22 protein-coding genes are annotated in these 18,583 nt (G+C 36.0%); 9 read left to right on the plus strand and 13 right to left on the minus strand.

Features of this window, described 5'->3' with window-relative positions:
• The first annotated feature begins 28 nt into the window (after nucleotides 1–28).
• Nucleotides 29–1,054 carry a DUF3231 family protein gene (locus tag ACTWP4_RS12910; protein WP_443129186.1) on the plus strand — a complete coding sequence of 342 codons (1,026 nt, stop codon included), beginning with the start codon at nucleotides 29–31 and terminating at the stop codon, nucleotides 1,052–1,054.
• Nucleotides 1,055–1,174: 120 nt separating this feature from the next.
• On the opposite strand, the gene ACTWP4_RS12915 is transcribed toward ACTWP4_RS12910, so the two are convergent.
• The 5 genes from ACTWP4_RS12915 to ACTWP4_RS12935 all read right to left on the minus strand — a co-directional run bounded on the left by ACTWP4_RS12915 (nucleotide 1,175) and on the right by ACTWP4_RS12935 (nucleotide 6,289).
• A complete protein-coding gene (locus ACTWP4_RS12915; RefSeq protein WP_443129187.1) occupies nucleotides 1,175–1,636 on the minus strand; it encodes a hypothetical protein in 462 nt (153 codons plus the stop codon).
• 424 nt (nucleotides 1,637–2,060) lie between these two features.
• Nucleotides 2,061–3,239 carry a Ger(x)C family spore germination protein gene (locus ACTWP4_RS12920; protein WP_443129188.1) on the minus strand — a complete coding sequence of 393 codons (1,179 nt, stop codon included), beginning with the start codon at nucleotides 3,237–3,239 and terminating at the stop codon, nucleotides 2,061–2,063.
• 1 nt (nucleotide 3,240) lies between these two features.
• Entirely contained in the window at nucleotides 3,241–4,338 is a 1,098-nt protein-coding gene (locus ACTWP4_RS12925; protein ID WP_443129189.1) for a GerAB/ArcD/ProY family transporter, read from the minus strand.
• Nucleotides 4,338–5,885 (minus strand): spore germination protein, encoded by a 1,548-nt coding sequence (locus ACTWP4_RS12930; RefSeq protein WP_443129398.1) that lies wholly within the window; start codon nucleotides 5,883–5,885, stop codon nucleotides 4,338–4,340. The genes ACTWP4_RS12925 and ACTWP4_RS12930 overlap by 1 nt, the downstream gene beginning before the upstream one ends.
• A 233-nt stretch (nucleotides 5,886–6,118) precedes the next feature.
• Nucleotides 6,119–6,289 carry a hypothetical protein gene (locus ACTWP4_RS12935; RefSeq protein ID WP_443129190.1) on the minus strand — a complete coding sequence of 57 codons (171 nt, stop codon included), beginning with the start codon at nucleotides 6,287–6,289 and terminating at the stop codon, nucleotides 6,119–6,121.
• 134 nt (nucleotides 6,290–6,423) lie between these two features.
• Here ACTWP4_RS12935 and ACTWP4_RS12940 point away from each other — a divergent pair, with 134 nt between their 5' ends.
• Nucleotides 6,424–7,341, plus strand: a complete 918-nt coding sequence (locus ACTWP4_RS12940) for an SDR family oxidoreductase (RefSeq protein ID WP_443129191.1) — start codon at nucleotides 6,424–6,426, stop codon at nucleotides 7,339–7,341.
• 102 nt (nucleotides 7,342–7,443) lie between these two features.
• On the opposite strand, the gene ACTWP4_RS12945 is transcribed toward ACTWP4_RS12940, so the two are convergent.
• The 3 genes from ACTWP4_RS12945 to ACTWP4_RS12955 form a co-directional block, all read right to left on the minus strand.
• Nucleotides 7,444–7,956 carry a cupin domain-containing protein gene (locus tag ACTWP4_RS12945; protein WP_443129192.1) on the minus strand — a complete coding sequence of 171 codons (513 nt, stop codon included), beginning with the start codon at nucleotides 7,954–7,956 and terminating at the stop codon, nucleotides 7,444–7,446.
• Between the two features lie 137 nt (nucleotides 7,957–8,093).
• A complete protein-coding gene (locus ACTWP4_RS12950; protein ID WP_443129193.1) occupies nucleotides 8,094–9,425 on the minus strand; it encodes an amino acid permease in 1,332 nt (443 codons plus the stop codon).
• A gap of 57 nt (nucleotides 9,426–9,482) precedes the next feature.
• Nucleotides 9,483–10,100, minus strand: coding sequence for a LysE family transporter (locus ACTWP4_RS12955; protein ID WP_443129194.1), 618 nt, complete (start codon nucleotides 10,098–10,100; stop codon nucleotides 9,483–9,485).
• Between the two features lie 91 nt (nucleotides 10,101–10,191).
• Here ACTWP4_RS12955 and ACTWP4_RS12960 point away from each other — a divergent pair, with 91 nt between their 5' ends.
• The 5 genes from ACTWP4_RS12960 (at nucleotide 10,192) to ACTWP4_RS12980 (ending at nucleotide 12,926) form a co-directional block, all read left to right on the plus strand.
• Nucleotides 10,192–10,854: a reverse transcriptase-like protein gene (locus ACTWP4_RS12960; RefSeq protein WP_443129195.1), complete on the plus strand. Its 663-nt coding sequence runs from the start codon at nucleotides 10,192–10,194 to the stop codon at nucleotides 10,852–10,854.
• Nucleotides 10,855–10,909: 55 nt separating this feature from the next.
• The gene (locus tag ACTWP4_RS12965) at nucleotides 10,910–11,593 is read left to right on the plus strand and encodes a hypothetical protein (RefSeq protein WP_443129196.1); all 684 of its coding nucleotides are present in this window, start codon (nucleotides 10,910–10,912) and stop codon (nucleotides 11,591–11,593) included.
• A gap of 534 nt (nucleotides 11,594–12,127) precedes the next feature.
• Nucleotides 12,128–12,334, plus strand: coding sequence for a helix-turn-helix transcriptional regulator (locus ACTWP4_RS12970; RefSeq protein WP_443129197.1), 207 nt, complete (start codon nucleotides 12,128–12,130; stop codon nucleotides 12,332–12,334).
• A gap of 14 nt (nucleotides 12,335–12,348) precedes the next feature.
• A complete protein-coding gene (locus ACTWP4_RS12975) occupies nucleotides 12,349–12,732 on the plus strand; it encodes a hypothetical protein (RefSeq protein ID WP_443129198.1) in 384 nt (127 codons plus the stop codon).
• 14 nt (nucleotides 12,733–12,746) lie between these two features.
• A complete protein-coding gene (locus ACTWP4_RS12980) occupies nucleotides 12,747–12,926 on the plus strand; it encodes a hypothetical protein (protein WP_443129199.1) in 180 nt (59 codons plus the stop codon).
• Here the strand turns inward: ACTWP4_RS12980 and ACTWP4_RS12985 are convergent.
• From ACTWP4_RS12985 to ACTWP4_RS13005, 5 genes are all read right to left on the minus strand, one after another.
• On the minus strand, nucleotides 12,923–13,132 hold the full coding sequence (locus ACTWP4_RS12985; RefSeq protein ID WP_443129200.1) for a DUF3951 domain-containing protein: 210 nt from the start codon (nucleotides 13,130–13,132) through the stop codon (nucleotides 12,923–12,925). The two genes, ACTWP4_RS12980 and ACTWP4_RS12985, sit on opposite strands and share 4 nt — an antisense overlap.
• A gap of 83 nt (nucleotides 13,133–13,215) precedes the next feature.
• A complete protein-coding gene (locus ACTWP4_RS12990; RefSeq protein WP_443129201.1) occupies nucleotides 13,216–15,072 on the minus strand; it encodes an ABC transporter permease in 1,857 nt (618 codons plus the stop codon).
• Nucleotides 15,073–15,088: 16 nt separating this feature from the next.
• Nucleotides 15,089–15,853, minus strand: a complete 765-nt coding sequence (locus tag ACTWP4_RS12995; protein WP_443129202.1) for an ABC transporter ATP-binding protein — start codon at nucleotides 15,851–15,853, stop codon at nucleotides 15,089–15,091.
• A 169-nt stretch (nucleotides 15,854–16,022) separates the two neighbouring features.
• On the minus strand, nucleotides 16,023–16,661 hold the full coding sequence (locus tag ACTWP4_RS13000; RefSeq protein WP_443129203.1) for a FusB/FusC family EF-G-binding protein: 639 nt from the start codon (nucleotides 16,659–16,661) through the stop codon (nucleotides 16,023–16,025).
• Nucleotides 16,662–16,753: 92 nt separating this feature from the next.
• Nucleotides 16,754–17,017, minus strand: coding sequence for a CD3324 family protein (locus ACTWP4_RS13005; RefSeq protein ID WP_443129204.1), 264 nt, complete (start codon nucleotides 17,015–17,017; stop codon nucleotides 16,754–16,756).
• Nucleotides 17,018–17,318: 301 nt separating this feature from the next.
• On the opposite strand from ACTWP4_RS13005, the gene ACTWP4_RS13010 reads away from it, so the two are divergent.
• Both ACTWP4_RS13010 and ACTWP4_RS13015 read left to right on the plus strand, forming a co-directional pair.
• Entirely contained in the window at nucleotides 17,319–17,630 is a 312-nt protein-coding gene (locus ACTWP4_RS13010; RefSeq protein ID WP_443129205.1) for a VTC domain-containing protein, read from the plus strand.
• Between the two features lie 183 nt (nucleotides 17,631–17,813).
• The gene (locus tag ACTWP4_RS13015; protein WP_443129206.1) at nucleotides 17,814–18,521 is read left to right on the plus strand and encodes a TetR/AcrR family transcriptional regulator; all 708 of its coding nucleotides are present in this window, start codon (nucleotides 17,814–17,816) and stop codon (nucleotides 18,519–18,521) included.
• Nucleotides 18,522–18,583 lie beyond the last annotated feature (62 nt).

Below are 18,583 nucleotides of genomic sequence, written 5' to 3' on the forward strand. Positions count from 1 at the left end.
CGTAATTATCGTTATGTGGAGGTTATATATGAGTGATATAAAGATACATCTTACATCCGGTGAGATTGCTTCATTATGGACGGGGTATATGAATGACAGTATGGCAAAGTGCGTGTTAAGCTTTATGCTGAAACATATTGAGGATCCCGATATAAAACCAGTTGTACAGTATGCATATGATCTTTCTTCAAGCCATCTTGAACAATTAATTACTATTTTTGAACAAGATAATTATGTGAAACCTAATGGTTTTACTGAACGAGATGTTAACATGGATGCTCCATGGCTTTTTACGGATTTATTTTGCTTAAACTATGTAAATCATATGGCGAAAGTAGGTATGATATCCTATGGTGGATTAGTCTCTATGAGTGATCGGGAAGATATACGAGAATATTTTTCAAATGCTCTTAATGAGTCGATAAAGCTTTTTAATCAATCAAGCGAAATTGCTCAATCAAAAGGAGTAAATGCAAGGCATCCATATATTGAAGTTCCAAAAGAAACGAATTATATCAATAGTAAGAAATATTTAAGTGGCTTAAATCCTTTGAATCAAAAACGACCATTAAATGCCATTGAGATTTCACATTTGCATATGAATCTTAGGACAAACGAAATTGGTGTAAAGTTATGTTTATCATTTGCTCAAACTTCACCAACGAAAGAAGTACAAGATTATATGCTTCGGGCAAAAGAAGTATCAAAGAAACATATGAAAATTTTCTCTGAAACCCTATTGCAAGATGAAATCGAGACTCCAAAGGTTTCTGATTTTGGAATAAGTGACTCAACTACGCAAACATTTTCTGACAAGTTAATGATGTTTCATATGTCGCTTATCATAACAGCTGGGGTAGGCAATTATTCTACTGCTGCTGCTGCCAGTCAACGAAGTGATTTGATGGTTAATTATGAGCGTCTGTCGTTAGAAGTATCCAAGTTAGCCAAAAGCGGAGTAGATATTATGATCGAGAACAATTGGTTAGAACAACCACCAGGAACGAACGATCGGGAGAAGTTAGCGAGAAATAAAGAAAAGAGCCAATTCTAATAATTAAAAGTAGTTCAGTTTTTGAAGAGGAATTCTTTCAAAATGAACTACTTTTTAAATTGTATAAAATTAAGGGGTGTAGATAACATTTAGAAACCAGGGATTGCCATGTTCGCTACACTATAAGCGGGCACTTTGCACTTTTCTTATAAGTCCTTGTAAAAGAAGGCCTATGAGTATTCCTGGTATTACACTTAATATGGGCAGCCAAATAGGCCCTAATAACACCTGGAACAAAGTAATACTCGAGGAATAGATCGTTCCCACTGTTACAAAATAGGCGGAAAATACAAAAGGTAAGAAAGAATAGGGCTTCTCACCACCACCAGCATCTCGATAAGCATCCCACATAGCAAAAAAATATAAACATGGGTAAAATAAGAGCCATTGAAAGTCAGCTTTCTCAATAGCCATTTCAATTTGTCCATAAAAACTAAATAGAAGTATTTCGTTTAAATTCGACTGTACATTAATTAAAAACTCTAATCCAATTAAGATAATCCCCTTCACTATTCTTCCATTTAGTACTTGACCAAATCCAGGTAATGCGATGCTCCATAATAAAGCCTCAGATGGCTTCACATTCTTGTACCTCACTTTTAGTAGTATTATCTGAAATAGACATAGTTAATCCCTTAGAATGGAAGTGGTACTGAACTATCGAGAAAATGGAAGAGAGTTTCCTGTTAAGGGATATTAATGTGGTATTACGCTTCATTTTTACACCTTCTTAAATTGATCTTCAAGGATAATATTCCAATAATTGAGGGAAATATGAACAATTTCATCAACCAGTTTATGTAAGCTCATGTTGAGAATATTTAGTCTCGTATTAAAAATCCCTGTTATGATTTCCTAGCTTTTTTTCTTCCATGGAGGATCTCCGGTTTTGTGTAGTTTTTGATTTATTTTATAAATAACAAAGGGAACGAGAAAAGATAACACGGTACAAATTAAAATTAATTTTTCAGGTAATTTCCCCATTATAATTTCCCACATACCTTGATCACTCCATCTTTTTGTCTTTTGCCTTATCTGAGGTACCAATAGTTCTTACAATAGCTTTAGCTGATACATCTACTGTGCTTTTTGAAAATAATTTATCTCCATGATCCCAATCATTCTCAATCTTCTTCCAGTCATCATAGTGCCTTTGTCTTAAAAGGTTACTGAAACCGAAAAAATCAACTTCAAACTCCTGCTGAGCTATCTCCACTGTATTGGTAACGATTTGCTCCATTTTCTCATTTATCTGCTTTTCGATTTTTTTTATATATGCTTTATCTAAAAGTGACTTACTTCCAAACATTTCAGCAATAGATCCTTCTGTATCAATCGATATCGATATTTTTATATTTTCCTTATTTTTAGCATTTATCTTTATGGAACTCTCTGCATTATTTATCTCATATATCATAAGGTGCCCATCTATATGAAAAAGTAACATTCCATTTTTAATATTTCCTTTAATCAATCTGAAACCTTTTATATCATCATCAGAAAGTGTTCCAACTTGCTGATCTGACTTCCCGTCAAATACGGCTACACTATCATAACTAATATTATTCTCTGATAATGATAAAAGCGGAAGAACATAACTGTCTTCATTCAAAAAATATCGATGCAACTTACCTATCCTAACTGGTTCGATTAACTCTAAGGATTTTGCACTATTCTTCATGATACTGTTGATGAATCGGGAAGGAAGTTGCTCTGTTTCTGTTTTGATTCCAAGCATTTCTTTTGCGTCACCTTCCGATATCATCACCTTAATTCCTCTACGCATTTCATGATCACGAATAAAACCATCGACTACACTAGAAAATAAATTTGGTTCACTTGCAATTTCACTTGAAATGATTAAAATCTTTAAATGTTCATAGTTAGGGATCCGGTTTGTAAGACCTAACATCTCCCTGGAAATTTGAAACGCACTCTGACCTGTAACAGATAGATTTTTAAATGCAGGTTTATCTCCTCCTCCACCTTTTTGAGGATTTGATAAGTTACCTGGTATTACAAGCTGACTTGTTAGTGTTATATCATATGTACTTTCTGCTTTTTGATCAGCCATATCAAGTGCGCTTCCAATAACAAAGCTTCTCTCATCAATTGGTATTTGGTCCCAACAGCCTGTAAGAAACATTACAGTAGTGCAGGAGATAAGTGTAAGAAGGCGTTTCAAGTTACTTCACCCTCCTTATTTTAGCGATGGTAAATAATAAAATCGCAACAAATACAGTGTATAAAACCGAACTATAGCCGATAAATGATGCAAAGCTAGAAACCTGTACTAAATCTTGTGGCATCATACTAGTTACATATACTATGGGAGCAATTATAAAAATAAGTTTAATCTTACCTATATTTTCAAAAATGGAATTAAGTGCAAGAACGGCAATATCGAGAACCATGGAGGTTGTGTTGAAAATTGCCATTATCCAAATAATGAAAAATAATGATTCAAATCGTTCCAAAATACCACCTGGAATTTCCACCAGTTTAGCGAGCTCAACTGTGGGGTACCGTAGATTGGAAGTAACAGCATTTCCGAACACTAAGATACAAGTAATGTAAAGAGATAAATACAATACGATCGGTATGCACATTCCCAACACAGCTGATTTTGGAGTGTTTTTTGGTTCCTTTACAAGTGTGATATAAAACCACAGAATAATAAATCCTGCATAAGACAAAACACTATTTTTAATCCCTTCCATATATCCGCTAAAACTAGTCTCAAAAGCTGGCGATAACAAGCCTAGATTATACCATTTAATATTAAAGACAATAACGAGTACTGCAACAAAAAATATAAACGGTAAGAACATTGTATTTAACCGAAATAAGCCTACCCTTGAGCCTGATACAGCATAAATGATTAACAATAGAAACGTAAATGAAATGATTTCAACCGGTGTTTCTTTTAATATATAATGTTTGGCAATGTCAGCTAATTGGCGAATCTGCAATGCCGTTATACCTGCTGATAAGGTCGCAAATAGAAAAGTTAAAACAATTGCTACAGGTCTAGTAACAATGGCTGATGAATAGGATATAAAAGACTGATTTGGAAAGCTTGCTGAAAGTTTAGCAACAGACCATGTGATGATAAGTGCAATCACCCCTCCGATCAATAGGGATACCCAGCCATCAGATGCCATTGTTACAGAGGCAAGACTCTGTGGTAGAGAAAGGATTCCTATACCAATTACAAGTGAAGGTACTGCGATCAAAATTTGTCTATCAGAAATTTTCTCATCAGCGTATTCAAATCTTTTCATTACCTATTCTCCTTATCTGTTGACTGTTTATCATTCGTTTGCAAATGTTGAGGGCGCTTCGTTAACAGTGGAGTGGGTTTGCGAAAAATAAGATCTTCCCAATCCTTAAAGAAGGTAGGTGCAAATGGAGTTGAATAAGGAACCCCGATACTTTTCAGATTAACGATATGAATGTTTACCATGATGTAACCGATAATTATCCCATAGAGCCCAAATATTCCAGCTAAAAAGATAAATCCAAACAGGATAATTCTAAAAGCAATTGCAAGGCTATATGAAGGTAAAGAGAAAGATGCAATGGCATTAAGGGCAATGATAATGACCATGATAGGACTTACAATACCTGCTTGTACTGCAGCATCTCCTATAACTAACCCACCTACTATTCCAATGGTTTGCCCAATTGTTTTAGGTAATCGTGCTCCTGCTTCTCGCAATAACTCCATGGTGACAGCCATAAGAAATGCTTCTACTAGAGGTGTAAAAGGAACTCCTTCTCTTGATGCTGCAATAGAGAATGCTAGCTCGGTTGGAATCATTCCAGGATGAAAGGAGACTAATGCAATATATAATGATGGTAGAAATATAGCGATAAATGCACCAAAATAACGTAAGATTCTTAACAAGGTTCCTATAGTCCACCGCTCATAATAATCCTCGGGTGATTGCATGGCACTTGCTAATGTTGTAGGAGCAATTAAAACGAATGGGCTACCATCAAGTAGAATGGCAACCTTCCCCTGCAAAAGAGCAGCAGAGGCTTTATCAGGTCTCTCCGTATTCATAATTTGTGGAAATGGAGACAGGTAGTTATCCTCAATCCATTGTTCGATATAGCCTGATTCCGGAGCATCATCTGTGTCGATGGATTCGAGTCGCCTGTTAATTTCCTTTAAGATATCTGGATGAATGACATCAGCTATATACGCTACAACTAGATTTTTCTTTGATCGTCTACCAATTTGATACGTTTTGAAGCGTAAGTTTTGATCATGTATGTAACGGCGCATTAAAACCATGTTTGTACGTAAATCTTCGACGAAACCATCTCTTGGACCACGAATTAATGATTCCGTAACAGGTTCTTGTATATTACGTTTATCCCAGCCTTGTGTCTTAATAATGAACACTTTGTCCATACCATCTAAATAAAGGACCGTACTCCCATATAAAATCTCGTTTGACACATCATCTAATGTATATCCTATTGTAAGTGAGGTAGTTGAAAGAATTTCCTGATTTAATTCATCAAAAAGCTGTTGTTTATTATCAGGTATTTGTTTTCTTGCTGTTTCCAATTGAATATTTTCTATTATATTATTTCGCACATATGTATCATTCACTAATCCATCTATAAAAACCGTGGCACACCGGTGCTCTGATCCTCTAATGGTGAATTTTCGAATCACTAAATCAGATGGTGCATCTAATAATGTTTTAATATTTTCCAGATTCTCTTCTAGGTTTTGAACTAATTTAGTGATATTAGTATCTTCTTTCTTCGTCTCCTTTTTTTTATTCCGATTAAAAAATGAGTTTATGCGTATTTTAACCACCCCAACTATTTCCGTTCTCTCCTTTTTGTTCCCAATTTTCGCTGTTTCTATACAATAGGAACTTACACTTTGGTCGGAAATCGTTCTCATCTCTGATGAAGTTTTATCATGGTGCTAATTGTCCGTAAACCCCCATTTTTATATTCGATAGGAAGACCTTCACATAAAGGACGCTAATTAAAAAAGCCATCCTTTTTATTGGGAGGAATGGCTTTTGCTATCTATCAAATAGTTGGATAATAAGGGATATATTTGGGGTTAGTGTAATAGGGTGGCCTTAAACCAATTGTCGGGACATTCCATGATGACGAGTTGTCGTCATAAATAAGCTTTTTCTTTTTGTGCGATTCTGACATCAATAAATACTTTACTTCTGGATGATAATAGTATTGCATTTTTTCACCTCCTAACATTAGACTATGCTCTTCTTTCTTTTAGCGGGCTAGTTCATTTTTCTAGTAAGACAAACACGACATTCGCCTATCAAGCATAGAGTAGCTCATACAGAACTTTAGGAGGAGGCCTTAAAATGTCTGACAAAGAGTCGCACCAAAAAAACTATCCAATGTATCCTAATTACGGTAAAATAACTTGTTATGAAGAGGTTGCCTTGACGGTACCTGAACAACGTCAATATCGCCAACCCGGAGTAGAAGATTTAATGGTACCAAAACCGCTTATTGAGAATCCTAACTATAAGGGAAGTGGAAAGTTACAAGATAAAGTAGTACTTATAACAGGCGGCGACAGTGGAATGGGCGCAGCAGCTGCGATCGCTTTTGCCAAAGAAGGAGCAAATGTAGCTATTGCTTATTTAGATGAACATGATGATGCCAATCGAACTAAAAATAGAATTGAAGAGTTAGGTAAAAGCTGTTTGTTGTTACCAGGAGATTTACGAGATAAACAGCAATGCATTGATATTGTAGAAAAGACAATAGAAATGTTTGGTCAACTTGATGTTTTATGCAATCATGTTGGGATTCAATTCCAACAATTAAATTTAGAGGATATTACGGACGAACAATTTGATGATACATTTAAAGTGAATATCTATTCCCATTTTTATACAACCCGAGCTGCTTTAAAATACTTAAAAGCTGGAAGTTCGATTATTAATACTTCTTCTGTGGTTACTTTTGACGGTAACGAACAATTAATCGATTACACGGCGACAAAAGGGGCGAATCTCGGATTCACACGTGCTCTTGCCAGTAACCTAGTCAAAAAAGGGATTAGAGTAAATGCGATTGCACCCGGGAGATTTTGGACTCCATTAATTCCTTCAAGTTTTTCTGCTGATCAAGTTGCGATAACAGACAATCCAATGGATCGCCAAGGTCAACCGTTTGAAATTGCGCCAACATTTGTCTATCTTGCCTCTGATGATTCTCGCTTTGTTACTGGACAAACACTTCATGTGAATGGAGGGCAAGTGTTTGGTTAATAGGATATAAGGCTATTATCAATTATTAGATCTGTAATATAAAATAAGCCATCCTTAGCAAACAAAGGGTGGCTTTTTGTATGATTGAGAAGGTCTGTCCAGTTAAACATTCGGGCCAATATATGTGGAAGATTGAATCGGTGATATTACTTGTTGCCACATCTGTTGGTTCATTCCATAGGTGTATGCCATGATTTCTCGTGGTGTCAATCGTAAAATATCCGACCCAAGAATGACTTCAGGGTTCGCTGCATCGAATATTGCTAACAAGTGGGTCTGGTCTGCGGTAGCAATTTCATAATGCCACCAACCTTGGGGAACATTCACAACTTGACCTGGGGTAACAGGATAATGATGCAAGTGCTTCGTATTAGGATTAAGTATCGAAACGACAGCTGCACCACTTATACAATAGACTAACTCTGCCGCATTTTGATGATAATGAGGTTCTACTATATGCTGATTACTTAGAAATATATCGAGAAGAGACATGTTTTCTAAACTATTCAACTGATTCTGACCTACGATATTAATAAAGTTTTGGCTATTAGCGACGAAAAAAGGACTTTTGTTCACATCATACTTAAATGATAAGGGTGCTTGTTGATTTGCCATTCTATTTTCCCGCCTTTCTGTATACACTATGCGAAAGCCTAGATTTTGGTGAAGTAATTTTCACATGTATGAAGCGGTAAACTGAAGAAGTAGAGAGGAAGTGATTTTTATCAATTTAATGTGCGACATTGGAACGATTACTTGTCGTTCCAATGTCTTTGCATGAACAGCGTAATAATACTAATGATTAATACGAGCAACAAACTAATCCAAAATCCAGGACGGACACTTTTATCCATCAATGTCCCCGATACAGCTGCCGTAATAAACAGTAACCCGAAACATGCGGTCATTTTGATTAACAAGTTTACTCCTTTTAAAACTCGCCATGAAGAAAGGATGATAAATGCCCAATTGAATAGCAGTAATATCCCTGCGGCAGTTGTAATATATTCATATATCTTTTCCGGTAATAATAGTGCTGTAATGACCGAAACAGCCAAACCAACCGTTGCAATTAATAAAGAAGGTAAAGGTAATTCCTTAAACTTTTTGATTTTTTTCGAAAAAATTTTCGGTGCGTCTCCATCTTTTGCTAGTGTAACTAACAAGGTAACAACCCCAAATAATGCAGCGGTCATCGTGGAGAAACCTGCAACAATGATCGCAGCGTTAAAGACATGTGGAAAAAAAGCTAGCGAATAATCAGATAGAGCTGTTACAAATGGGCTTTCATTCGGATCAAATTTCTCAACGGGTGCCATGATAACCGCTAAGCATAGGGAGATAATATAGATAATAGCGAGTAAGCCTAACATTACTTTCCCTGTCTTTGGAGCATCTTCTTTTTTCTTCAAGCGGATTGCCATTAATCCAATGACTTCAATACCGCCAAAAGCATAGAAAGCATATATTAAAGATGCCCAGAATCCTTTGTATCCACCGCTAAATGTATCACCCAAATTAGTAGGAATGCCGGGTTCTGCGTCTGATCCACCTGATATCCCACCAGCTATTGCAATGAATGCAATGATAATGAACATAATGATTGCTGCGGTTTTGATAACTGCTAAAAAATCTTCAATTCGGTCAAAACCTCTTGTGCCAAGTAAGATGACTAGAACAGAAAGTACCGCATAAACAGCTGCAAATACCCAAAGTGGCAAATTGGGAAACCAAACTTTTGTTAAGATTGCCAAAGCGATTAATTGACTACCCATGATTAAGATACTCGAGCACCAATAATTCCAGCCACAGCTAAACCCGGCCCATTTGCCAAATGCTTTTTCAGCATAATAGCAAAAAGAACCTTCTTGTGGGTCAGCTGCTGACATTTTTGCTAACAAATTAAATACGATATAGGTGCCAATAGCTGCAATCAAAAAAGAAAGCACGATCGAAGGACCGGTGAGTTGGATGCCAATACTCGAACCGAGAAAATAGCCTGTCCCAATTGTACATCCGACCCCAGTCAGAGCTAATTGCCACCAGGCGATTTTCTTTTCTGATGCAGATGATGATTCACTCACGCGACATTCTCCTTATCCTTTTTGAACTGAACCATGTTTAGTATGGGATAAGGTGATCTAAAATATAAGTGTAATGGCTTGATAACCAAAATAAATAGCAAAACCAATTAAGGAAAGACCTGTAATGACAGAGATCATTTTCAATGTTTTATCTGAAAGTAAGTGACGCGAACCACTGGAAACAAGCGCCATGGAGATATCCCAGATCATTACACCGATAATGATTGCTGTACTGTACCAGAATAAGTGAAGCGTATCATATTTATCAATCGTGTTAGCCAGGACTGAGCCGTAAATGCCTAGCCAGAACAAAATCGATAGCGGATTGCTAATGGAAATTAGAAATCCGGAGGTAAAGGTTTTGCGTAACGAATCACGTTCTTCCCTTAATTCAACAGATTGCGTCGAAACCATACTTTCTATACCTGTGTATAAGAGAACAAATGCACCGAATGACCATAAAAATGTCTTCATAAAAGGAGTTTCCAAAAAGTGGACAACCCCAAAATAGACAGCAAGGATAAAAAATAACTCTGCTATAATGGAACCTAAACCAATCATCCATGAATGCAGAAATCCATTTTTAATCCCTTGATTGATTTGTGCCGCATTTATCGGACCAAGTGGTGCGGCTAAAGATAAGCCAAGAAACATATAACTAAGAAAAATTGTCAACAGCTTCACTCCCTTAACTAAATAACAAAGCTTGTACCATTACTATTCTATTTATCGAAAATAGAGATATGAGCAAAAGGAGATGTAATTGATGTATGTCACAATGGAAATCGCTTATCTATCACCCAAAGGAATTCGATCGACATTTTTTTCCGATGAAATCGATGCTGAAATGGCCCTGGAAATCGCTGCTGACTTTGAGAAATGGAATCGTATGGAGTCTATTGTCTTTGTCGATCACCGAGGAAATCGCTGGGATAAAAAAGAACTGATTGCATACACGGAAGAGGTATTGACAGAACCCAATCATATTACGGTTTATTTTGACGCAGGTTTTGATTTGAAAACAAACAGAGCGGGGTTAGGCTGTGCAGTATATTACACACAAAATCATAAACCTTATCGCATAAGAAAAAATGTGTTAGTGCAGGAATTGACCTCTAATAACGAAGCAGAATATGCAGCCTTATTTGAAAGTATCAAGACTTTAGAAGATTTAAATGTTCACCATCAGCCGGTGGAATTCAAAGGTGATTCTAAAGTGGTAATTAATCAACTATTAGGGGAATGGCCATGTATGGAAGAAACATTAAATCATTGGGCCGATCAAATAGAAGAGAAGCTTGAAACAATAGGAATCGATCCGTTATATCAGGCTATCTCAAGGAAAGATAATCGAGAAGCCGATCAGTTAGCTGCCAAGGCTTTGGAAAATGTTGAAATAAATAGCCACAAAGAACTGAAAAAAGTGTAACCAATCATAATGGTGGACGACTAATAGACTAAAGCTAGAATAGGGAGGGATGACTATGAAAAGTTGTCTAAAATTAATATTATGTGGAGTAGTGGCAAGTGGTGTTTTTGTTATACCGACAACTGTTTTCGCTGAAGCAAATGCAGAAGAATTAGAGGGATCGATGATTGAATTGGAAGAAGGCATGAATCATACCGAAACCATTAAAAATGCACAGCAATATATCGAGAAGCATTTGAGTGACAGTTTTGCTGGCCTGTATATTGACCGCGAAGAGAAACAGACAGGTGTTGTTGTCTTGATGTTTACGGAGTCTGTTACAGATGAGCATCGCCAAGCATTGGAAGGATTTGCAGAACAACCGGATGATATCAAGATAAAAGAAGTGGATTATACGGAAGAACAATTAATAGAGAAGCAGAAAGAGATTGATGAGGATGGATTCGAATATGATAACTTTATTATTTATCATACGAGTGTAGACATCACTACCGGTAAAGTTGTAGTTGGAATTGACCCATTGAACGAGGAAAACGTTCAGTTTCTCCATGATAAATATGGAGAAAAATTAGTTGATGTCGTAAAAGGAAAGCAGGCAACAACATTAGAAACGACAGCAATGGAAGCCGAAATGGCCGGTAGCAAGGAAATGACTAATGAATCAGCTCCAGAAGAACAAGAGGAAGAGCGTAACTTTTTTCAAAAGATTGTCGATGCCATAAAGGGATGGTTCTCATAAGTTTAAAGACACCGGATGTCTAATCAGCATTCGGTGTTTTTGTTTGAAAGTAAAGGAATTGGCAAAATCCTCGCGATTTAACTTCCATTCATTCTTTCGTAGCAAGGATTTGTAGAATAAAACAGGATAATCGACAAAACCAAGAAGGAAGAGCAAAGATTTGTTGAATAAAATAGGATAATCGACAAATCCAAAAAGGAGAAGCAAAGATTTGTAGAATAAAACAGGATAATCGACAAATCCAAGAAGGAGAAGCAAAGATTTGTAGAATAAAACAGGATAATCGACAAATCCAAGAAGGAAAAGCAAAGATTTGTTGAATAAATTAAGATAATCAACAAAACCAATAAGGATGAACAAATCTATTAGTATATTCCATAGCTTTATCTATCAATAATTACAAAGGAAGTATAATAAACATTTGAATTAGGATAAGTAGTGACGTGCGGGTTTTCTTACGGATTATATGTAAAGGTAACTTGACAGTAAAGGATCCTTTACATTAAACTAGCCATATGGAAGGGTGGTTTATGTGTGAAAAATCGAATCAAAGAATTAAGAAAAGTCCAAAGTATTTCACAAGAAAAAATGGCAATGAAATTGAAGGTGTCACGTCAGACCATTATTTCAATTGAAAAGGGAAAATATAATCCTTCACTTCCACTGGCTATGCAAATTGCACGATTATTTAATCGGACCGTAGAAGAAGTATTTATACTAGACGAGGAAGATATGGAATAGAAAGGGTGATCAGCGTGAAAAAACAATATGATCGAAAGTTATTTGTTATTTTTGGAACTATGTTTCTACTAATGAGTGCCTTATTTAATGGAGCAACTATAAGTACAGGTGTGTTTCCGGCAGGGCATGATATTATGTTAATCGCTATTACAATAATGTGTTTTTGTAATGCCTACTTAGCACCACAATTTATTCAAAATGATGAACGTACAAAAAGAATTAAAGAACGCAGTATGTTTTATAGTTATTTTATTATCCTTGGCTACATGATTATTATGCTTACCCTTTTACAATTTAACTTCCTGTTCATAACAGCTTATCAAGCAGTAGCCATATTAGCAGCATTAACTATTATGACGGTCTTCATCTCAATGGTTGTGTTATCTAAAAGATACTAGTAAGGAGGAGAGAGATGAATAGTTGGTATTGGATCATTCTAGTTTTGTTAGGCGGTGTTGCCACCTATGTTATATCAAAAAAAGGACGAAATGATAGGAATGAACTGACGAAGAAGGGGTTTTACGGAATTATTTCTGTGTTTGTCGTTATATTAGTAGTCACAATTATTATAACTGTGCTTTCCGCAAACTAATCTCGTATATCATCACTTTCTTTTTCCTGTTGTACTTGTTCTTGTTTTTCCTCATGAAAAGCTTTATTCACTTGTCCGGTAATATTGTCAAACGGGGTGTAATAATTGCTTGGACGTTCTTTTTTAATCAATACTTTAAAAGCGACAATTAAAATTAATACCATAATAATAAAGTAGATTCCAATGCTTACATAGGAAAAAAACATGACAACCACCTTTCCTATCAGGAAGATTATGGTTATCATGTTACATTAATGTAAGCAGCCTTACAAATATTCATCATGACACTTTATGCTTTTGGCAATACAATACGTTGATACATTTTGACGGTTAACAAGTAGTATAGTCCATAAATAACGAAAAATAGGCTGATCGGAATCCATATTTTTGTATATGGTTCAATCAAAATAAACGAGAACATTTCCATCCCGATAAGCACGTGGACAAGTCCAATTAAACCAGGAAAGAGAAAAACAAGAAATAATTCTTTGTAGATCGATTTTTTAAGTTTTGCTTGACGTACTCCTATTTTTCTAAGCATTTGATAGCGGTCAATATCTGCTGTCGCACTGGAAAGTAATTTGAACATTAATACACTTGCCATCATCATTAAGAAAGCAACACCAAGAAACAATCCCATAAAAATCGTACCATTGGCAAAGCCTTTTAGCATGGTGTAATCTTCGTGTTTACTTCCAGTCATTGCAGGGTCTTCACCTGTATAATCTATTGCTAATTTGTGGTGTCGCTCATCGATTTTTGCCAGAGTATCCGTATATTCAGTGAAATTGTCGACCCTTCCTAATAAAACAGTTTGTGTTGATGCATTGATTTCTTCAAACTTTTCCTGATCGAGAATATATAACGTACGATCACCGAACATAAATATATTTGCCATTAATTCGGTTTGTAATGCTGTTTGCCATTTTTTAGGGATACTTTCAGCGTTATCCGTTTCCTTAGAGGAATAAATAGGAGCTGTTAAATTGTTTGTTAAACGTACTTCTTTGGTCAACTCCTCCAGATTACCGGTAAATTCCTTGATAATTGGTGGATTCTCTTGTAAATCCTGTTTGGAAAAATAAACGCCATCATCTGTAACCCGATAGGAATAAAGGTTTCGTTCCTCGAACTCCCAATTCTCCATTTCTGCTAATTCATCCTCTGTCGGCTGGTGTACCTTGATATCATAGCCGTGATTCATTGAGGATTGAATTTCAATATTATGATAAAACGATAAACCTGCTGTCATTGCTCCTAATCCTAATGCAATTAACATCGCAACTGTTCCGAGTACTTTGGTTAATTGACTAACACGGAAATCAAGCTGTGCATAGGTAAAGGCGTTAAGTCCTCTTTCATTAATGGATCGAATCCCTTTAATTCTTTTAATAAGAAAAGGTAACATCGCCATAAAGAAAAAATATGTTCCTGGTGTGACGGTTGCTGCAGCAATGATGACACCCATATGAGCGAGGTCACCCATATTGATCATGGCAACGTAGCCGACAGTAATTAAAACGATAGCGAATAATGTTCCTAAAAAGGTTTTCCACCCTTTGATTATTTTAGTATCTGCTTTTTGGTCGGCATGTAACAGTTCCAGTACTGACTTACGTGAAACTCTCATTGCATTGACAATAGCAGTTAATAGAAATAAAACAAAATAGAAAATAACTGTTGTCACAAGTGAAGACGAATAAAGGGCGTGGAATCCTGCGCCTGAGAAATCGAGTCTTGCCATTAAAAGTCGTGCAATTCCTTCTGACAGACCAATCCCAAATACGAGACCAATAATTAAAGAGACAATGCCGATCGCCAATGTTTCCAGAAACATCATTTGAGTAACCTTACCTTTTTTTGCTCCTAGGGTCATATACATTCCGAGTTCCTTTTGACGAAGGGACAAAATAAAAGATGTTGCATAGAAGATATAAAAGATGGTGACAAGCCCTAAAATAAAGGTCCCAACATGAAAGACAAACACGATGGAGCTAATTAGAGCGTTTGCTTCCAGAAAGGCTTTGTTCTGTGCTAATGTTTCAAACATATAGAAAATCGCAATCGATATTGTTAAACCAAATAATAATACCAGATAATCCTTCCACATCTTTTTCATACTACCAGATAGTAATTTTGCTAACATGATCTCACTCCTTTCTTTATGATGATTGTATGCTTGTCAATTCGGCAAGCACGTTGAGAATTTGTTGGTGGAATTGTTGTTGGTCACCGCTTTTTTTGATTTCCTTGTAAAGGGTACCGTCCTGTATAAATACAATTCGTTCACAATAACTAGCACTTAATGGATCATGTGTTACGAGCATAATCGACACATCGTGATATTGATTTAAATGTTCCATTGTTTTCATCAAACTGTGTGCATTTTTTGAATCGAGCGCACCTGTTGGCTCATCTGCCAGAATGATTGCTGGTTCATGGACCAATGCTCTAGCAGCTGCGGCACGCTGTTTTTGACCACCGGATATTGTCACCGGATATTTTAGTAGAATGGATTTAATGCCGAGTTTTTCCGCCACTTGTGTTACTAGTGGTTTAATTTTTTTGGAGCTGACCCCTTGTAAGGAGAGCGGCAACGCGATATTTTCATATACCGTTAAGTTTTCCAGCAGATTGAAATCTTGAAAGATAAATCCTAATTGCTCGGAACGGAAATCAGCTAATTCATTCTGTTTCATGTCAGTAATATCCTGACCGGCTATTTCTATTTTCCCAGATGTTGCTTTATCTAAAGTGGAAACGACATTTAGTAAGGTTGTCTTTCCTGCACCTGATGGCCCCATAATCCCTACAAATTCTCCTTCCCCAATGGTAAAGGATACATTATCGAGGGCTTTATATTGATTCTCTGATTTTTCACCAAATACTTTTTGTACGTTTGCGACGTTTACGACAGGTTTAGTCATAGTTCATACCTCCATTTTTGTTTTGCTATATCTAGTGTAAAAGGAAGTATGGAAATTACCTATTGATCTTTCTTTCATTTGTCTTACATTTTTGTAAGGTTTAAGGGAAGAATGAAGTGGTTTAGAAGGAAATAGAGCAATTATAAAAAGCATGAATCTGCCTTCAGATTCATGCTTTAAGATGTTCTACAAAAGTATGAAGTGGTTGAATATCTGTTATGTTTTGATTGCACGTAACAGGATCTTTACATATATAGTTTCCTTTCTTAGAATACGTCCCTCGCATTTGTCCTTTTTTCTCTGATGTAAATAAGGCTACTTCCCCAAGTCCATTGCAGATGGTGCATATTCCTTTATGCTGTGAATTCTCTAAATAACCTTGAATTCCGGTAAGTTTGTTGTCTTTTAGTAGCAGCATATACGTTTTTGCTGAGCCTTTATCAAACCATCTTAAATAAACAGTTTCTTTTCTATCCATCTGCTCGAAGTCAGGTGTTTGCAGTTTCTTTACTTTCGGAAATGCCTTTTGTATCTGCTTATCACTGATAGTCGGAAATGGGATCACATGTTGTTTTAATTGCTGTAGAAATTGTTCCATTTCTTCTTTGTCTTTTACCTGATCAATTTTCATTAAAGTGTCTTCTTGTTCTTTTGTTAAGTTTGGTAATAGCTGCTTTATTCGCTCAATAGCCATTTCTTTAACAGCTTGAATCACGTTTGTATCTGTTGAATTGGATCGGGCACTCACCATCGTTTTTGCATGCAGTTTTATATAATGAAATTGATGAGGGTAGATAAAGTTATCCATATAAAAGCTCTCCTTTCCATTTTAGTGTAACAAATATACTATAAAAAAATATGGCAAGAATAGTTTGGAACAATTCTTGCCATATCCTTCGCTTAATTGCGTTTATATACTATCTTTTTAATGGTTTCCATTGATAAATAATAGTCTGTTGCTAATTGGTGAATCGTTGTCCCTTTTTTGAAAGCGTGTCTGATCTGCTGATTTCTTCTATGATAATATTCTCTGTTACCTGTCTGGACTCCCCATTTTCTCCGTTCTTTCCGTTTAGGGATATAAATCGTTTCGCCTTCTATATACTCCTGTAGAGCAAGTATTAATTCTTCCGGTAACAACGCTTGCGCCTTTGTCTCTTTCATTTGTAGCCAGCTCCTTATTTTATGCTATCTATAAGGGCAAAGCTTGCGCAAGAAAGGCGATATTCCAATCACCCATACAAAGTATCGCCTTATTTGCCAGGCTTTGCATGGGTCAGCTTAAATTCAGGCAATGTATTCTGAATTGCCATCTACAACACCTCCACTTATTTACATTTTACACTAACATCATGTGGATGAAAATATACGCCTTATGAAAAAATCCTAACGAAAAATTTACTTGACATCTTACTGACATATTTCCGCTGTAAGATAACAAATGTACCAGAAAGGAGGAAGTCAGATGTCACTGGGAAGACAGGAATTAAAGCATGCAATATCACTTGCAGAATATCAGGTGTTACGAAAGAAACTGGCTCATTTTATGAGAATAGATCCTCATGTAGGAGCAGATGGGAAATATATGATTCGCTCTACTTATTTTGATAATTTTGACAATAAAGTGTTACAAAAAAAAGAAGGTTACTTGAACCGAGATAAGTATCGCGTGAGGATATATGGAAAGGGTGATCATGTCGTTAATCTAGAAAGAAAAAGCAAGAGAAATAACCTTACTTTTAAATCAAAATGTCCAATAACAAGGCAAGAATGGTGATCTCACGTTTGTTAATAGTAATCATTCTGGAACTACTTTTCGAGTAGAATTACCGCTTTCAGAACAGAACCCTGCTAATAAATAGGTTAGTGGGGTTTTACAATATATGAATGTTATGATAATATGAACACGTTCATGAAAAGAACTTGTTCATCAAAAATGGTAATAAAAGGAAGTGAAGCGATGGGGGAAAGTAGGAAAGAGATTCAGCGTGCCCGGATGTGGCGCTATTTCCTAGATGCTGCAACAGAAGTAATTGAAGAAGACGGCATTGATCATTTTACAATTCGAAAAATTGCAGATAAAGCAGGCTTTACAAGCTCCACAGCATACAATTATTTCAAGGATTTATCGCATTTGAAATTTTTTGCTGCAATGCGTTTCATGTCAGATTATTTAGAGGAGCTTCCGATCTATTTAGAAAAAGGAAATAATACGGTTGAACAATGGCTATATAGTTGGGAATGCTTCTGTAAGCATTCATTTGCCCAACCGAAAATTTATTCTGTCATTTTTATGGATAATTTAGGTTCTATCCCTGAGGAGTTATTAGAGCATTATTATAAAATCTATCAAAATGACTTAATAGGACTCCCTGATGAAGTGAAAGATATTATTATGGAACATAGCTTTGCAAAGCGCAGTGCCTTATTCATTCAACCAGCAGTAGAAGAGAAGTTTATCGAAGAAGATGACATTGAAATGATTTCGGATATGACCTTATTAATTTGGAAAGGGATGATGAACACGATCATAAATAAACGCCGAAATTACACGCAAGAAGAAGCGATGCAAATGACACTATATTATGTATATGAAAGTGTCATGAAGGTTATAAAACCAGAAAAACGTGATCAAATCACTGTATCTTATTCGAAAATAGATACATGATTATTTTTTGTTTAAAATGATGAACATGTTCATCAAATGAATTTGATCATGATAGAGTTGGA

Origin of the sequence: Gracilibacillus sp. D59 (genome assembly GCF_052246695.1) — a bacterium.
Classification (GTDB): domain Bacteria; phylum Bacillota; class Bacilli; order Bacillales; family Amphibacillaceae; genus Gracilibacillus.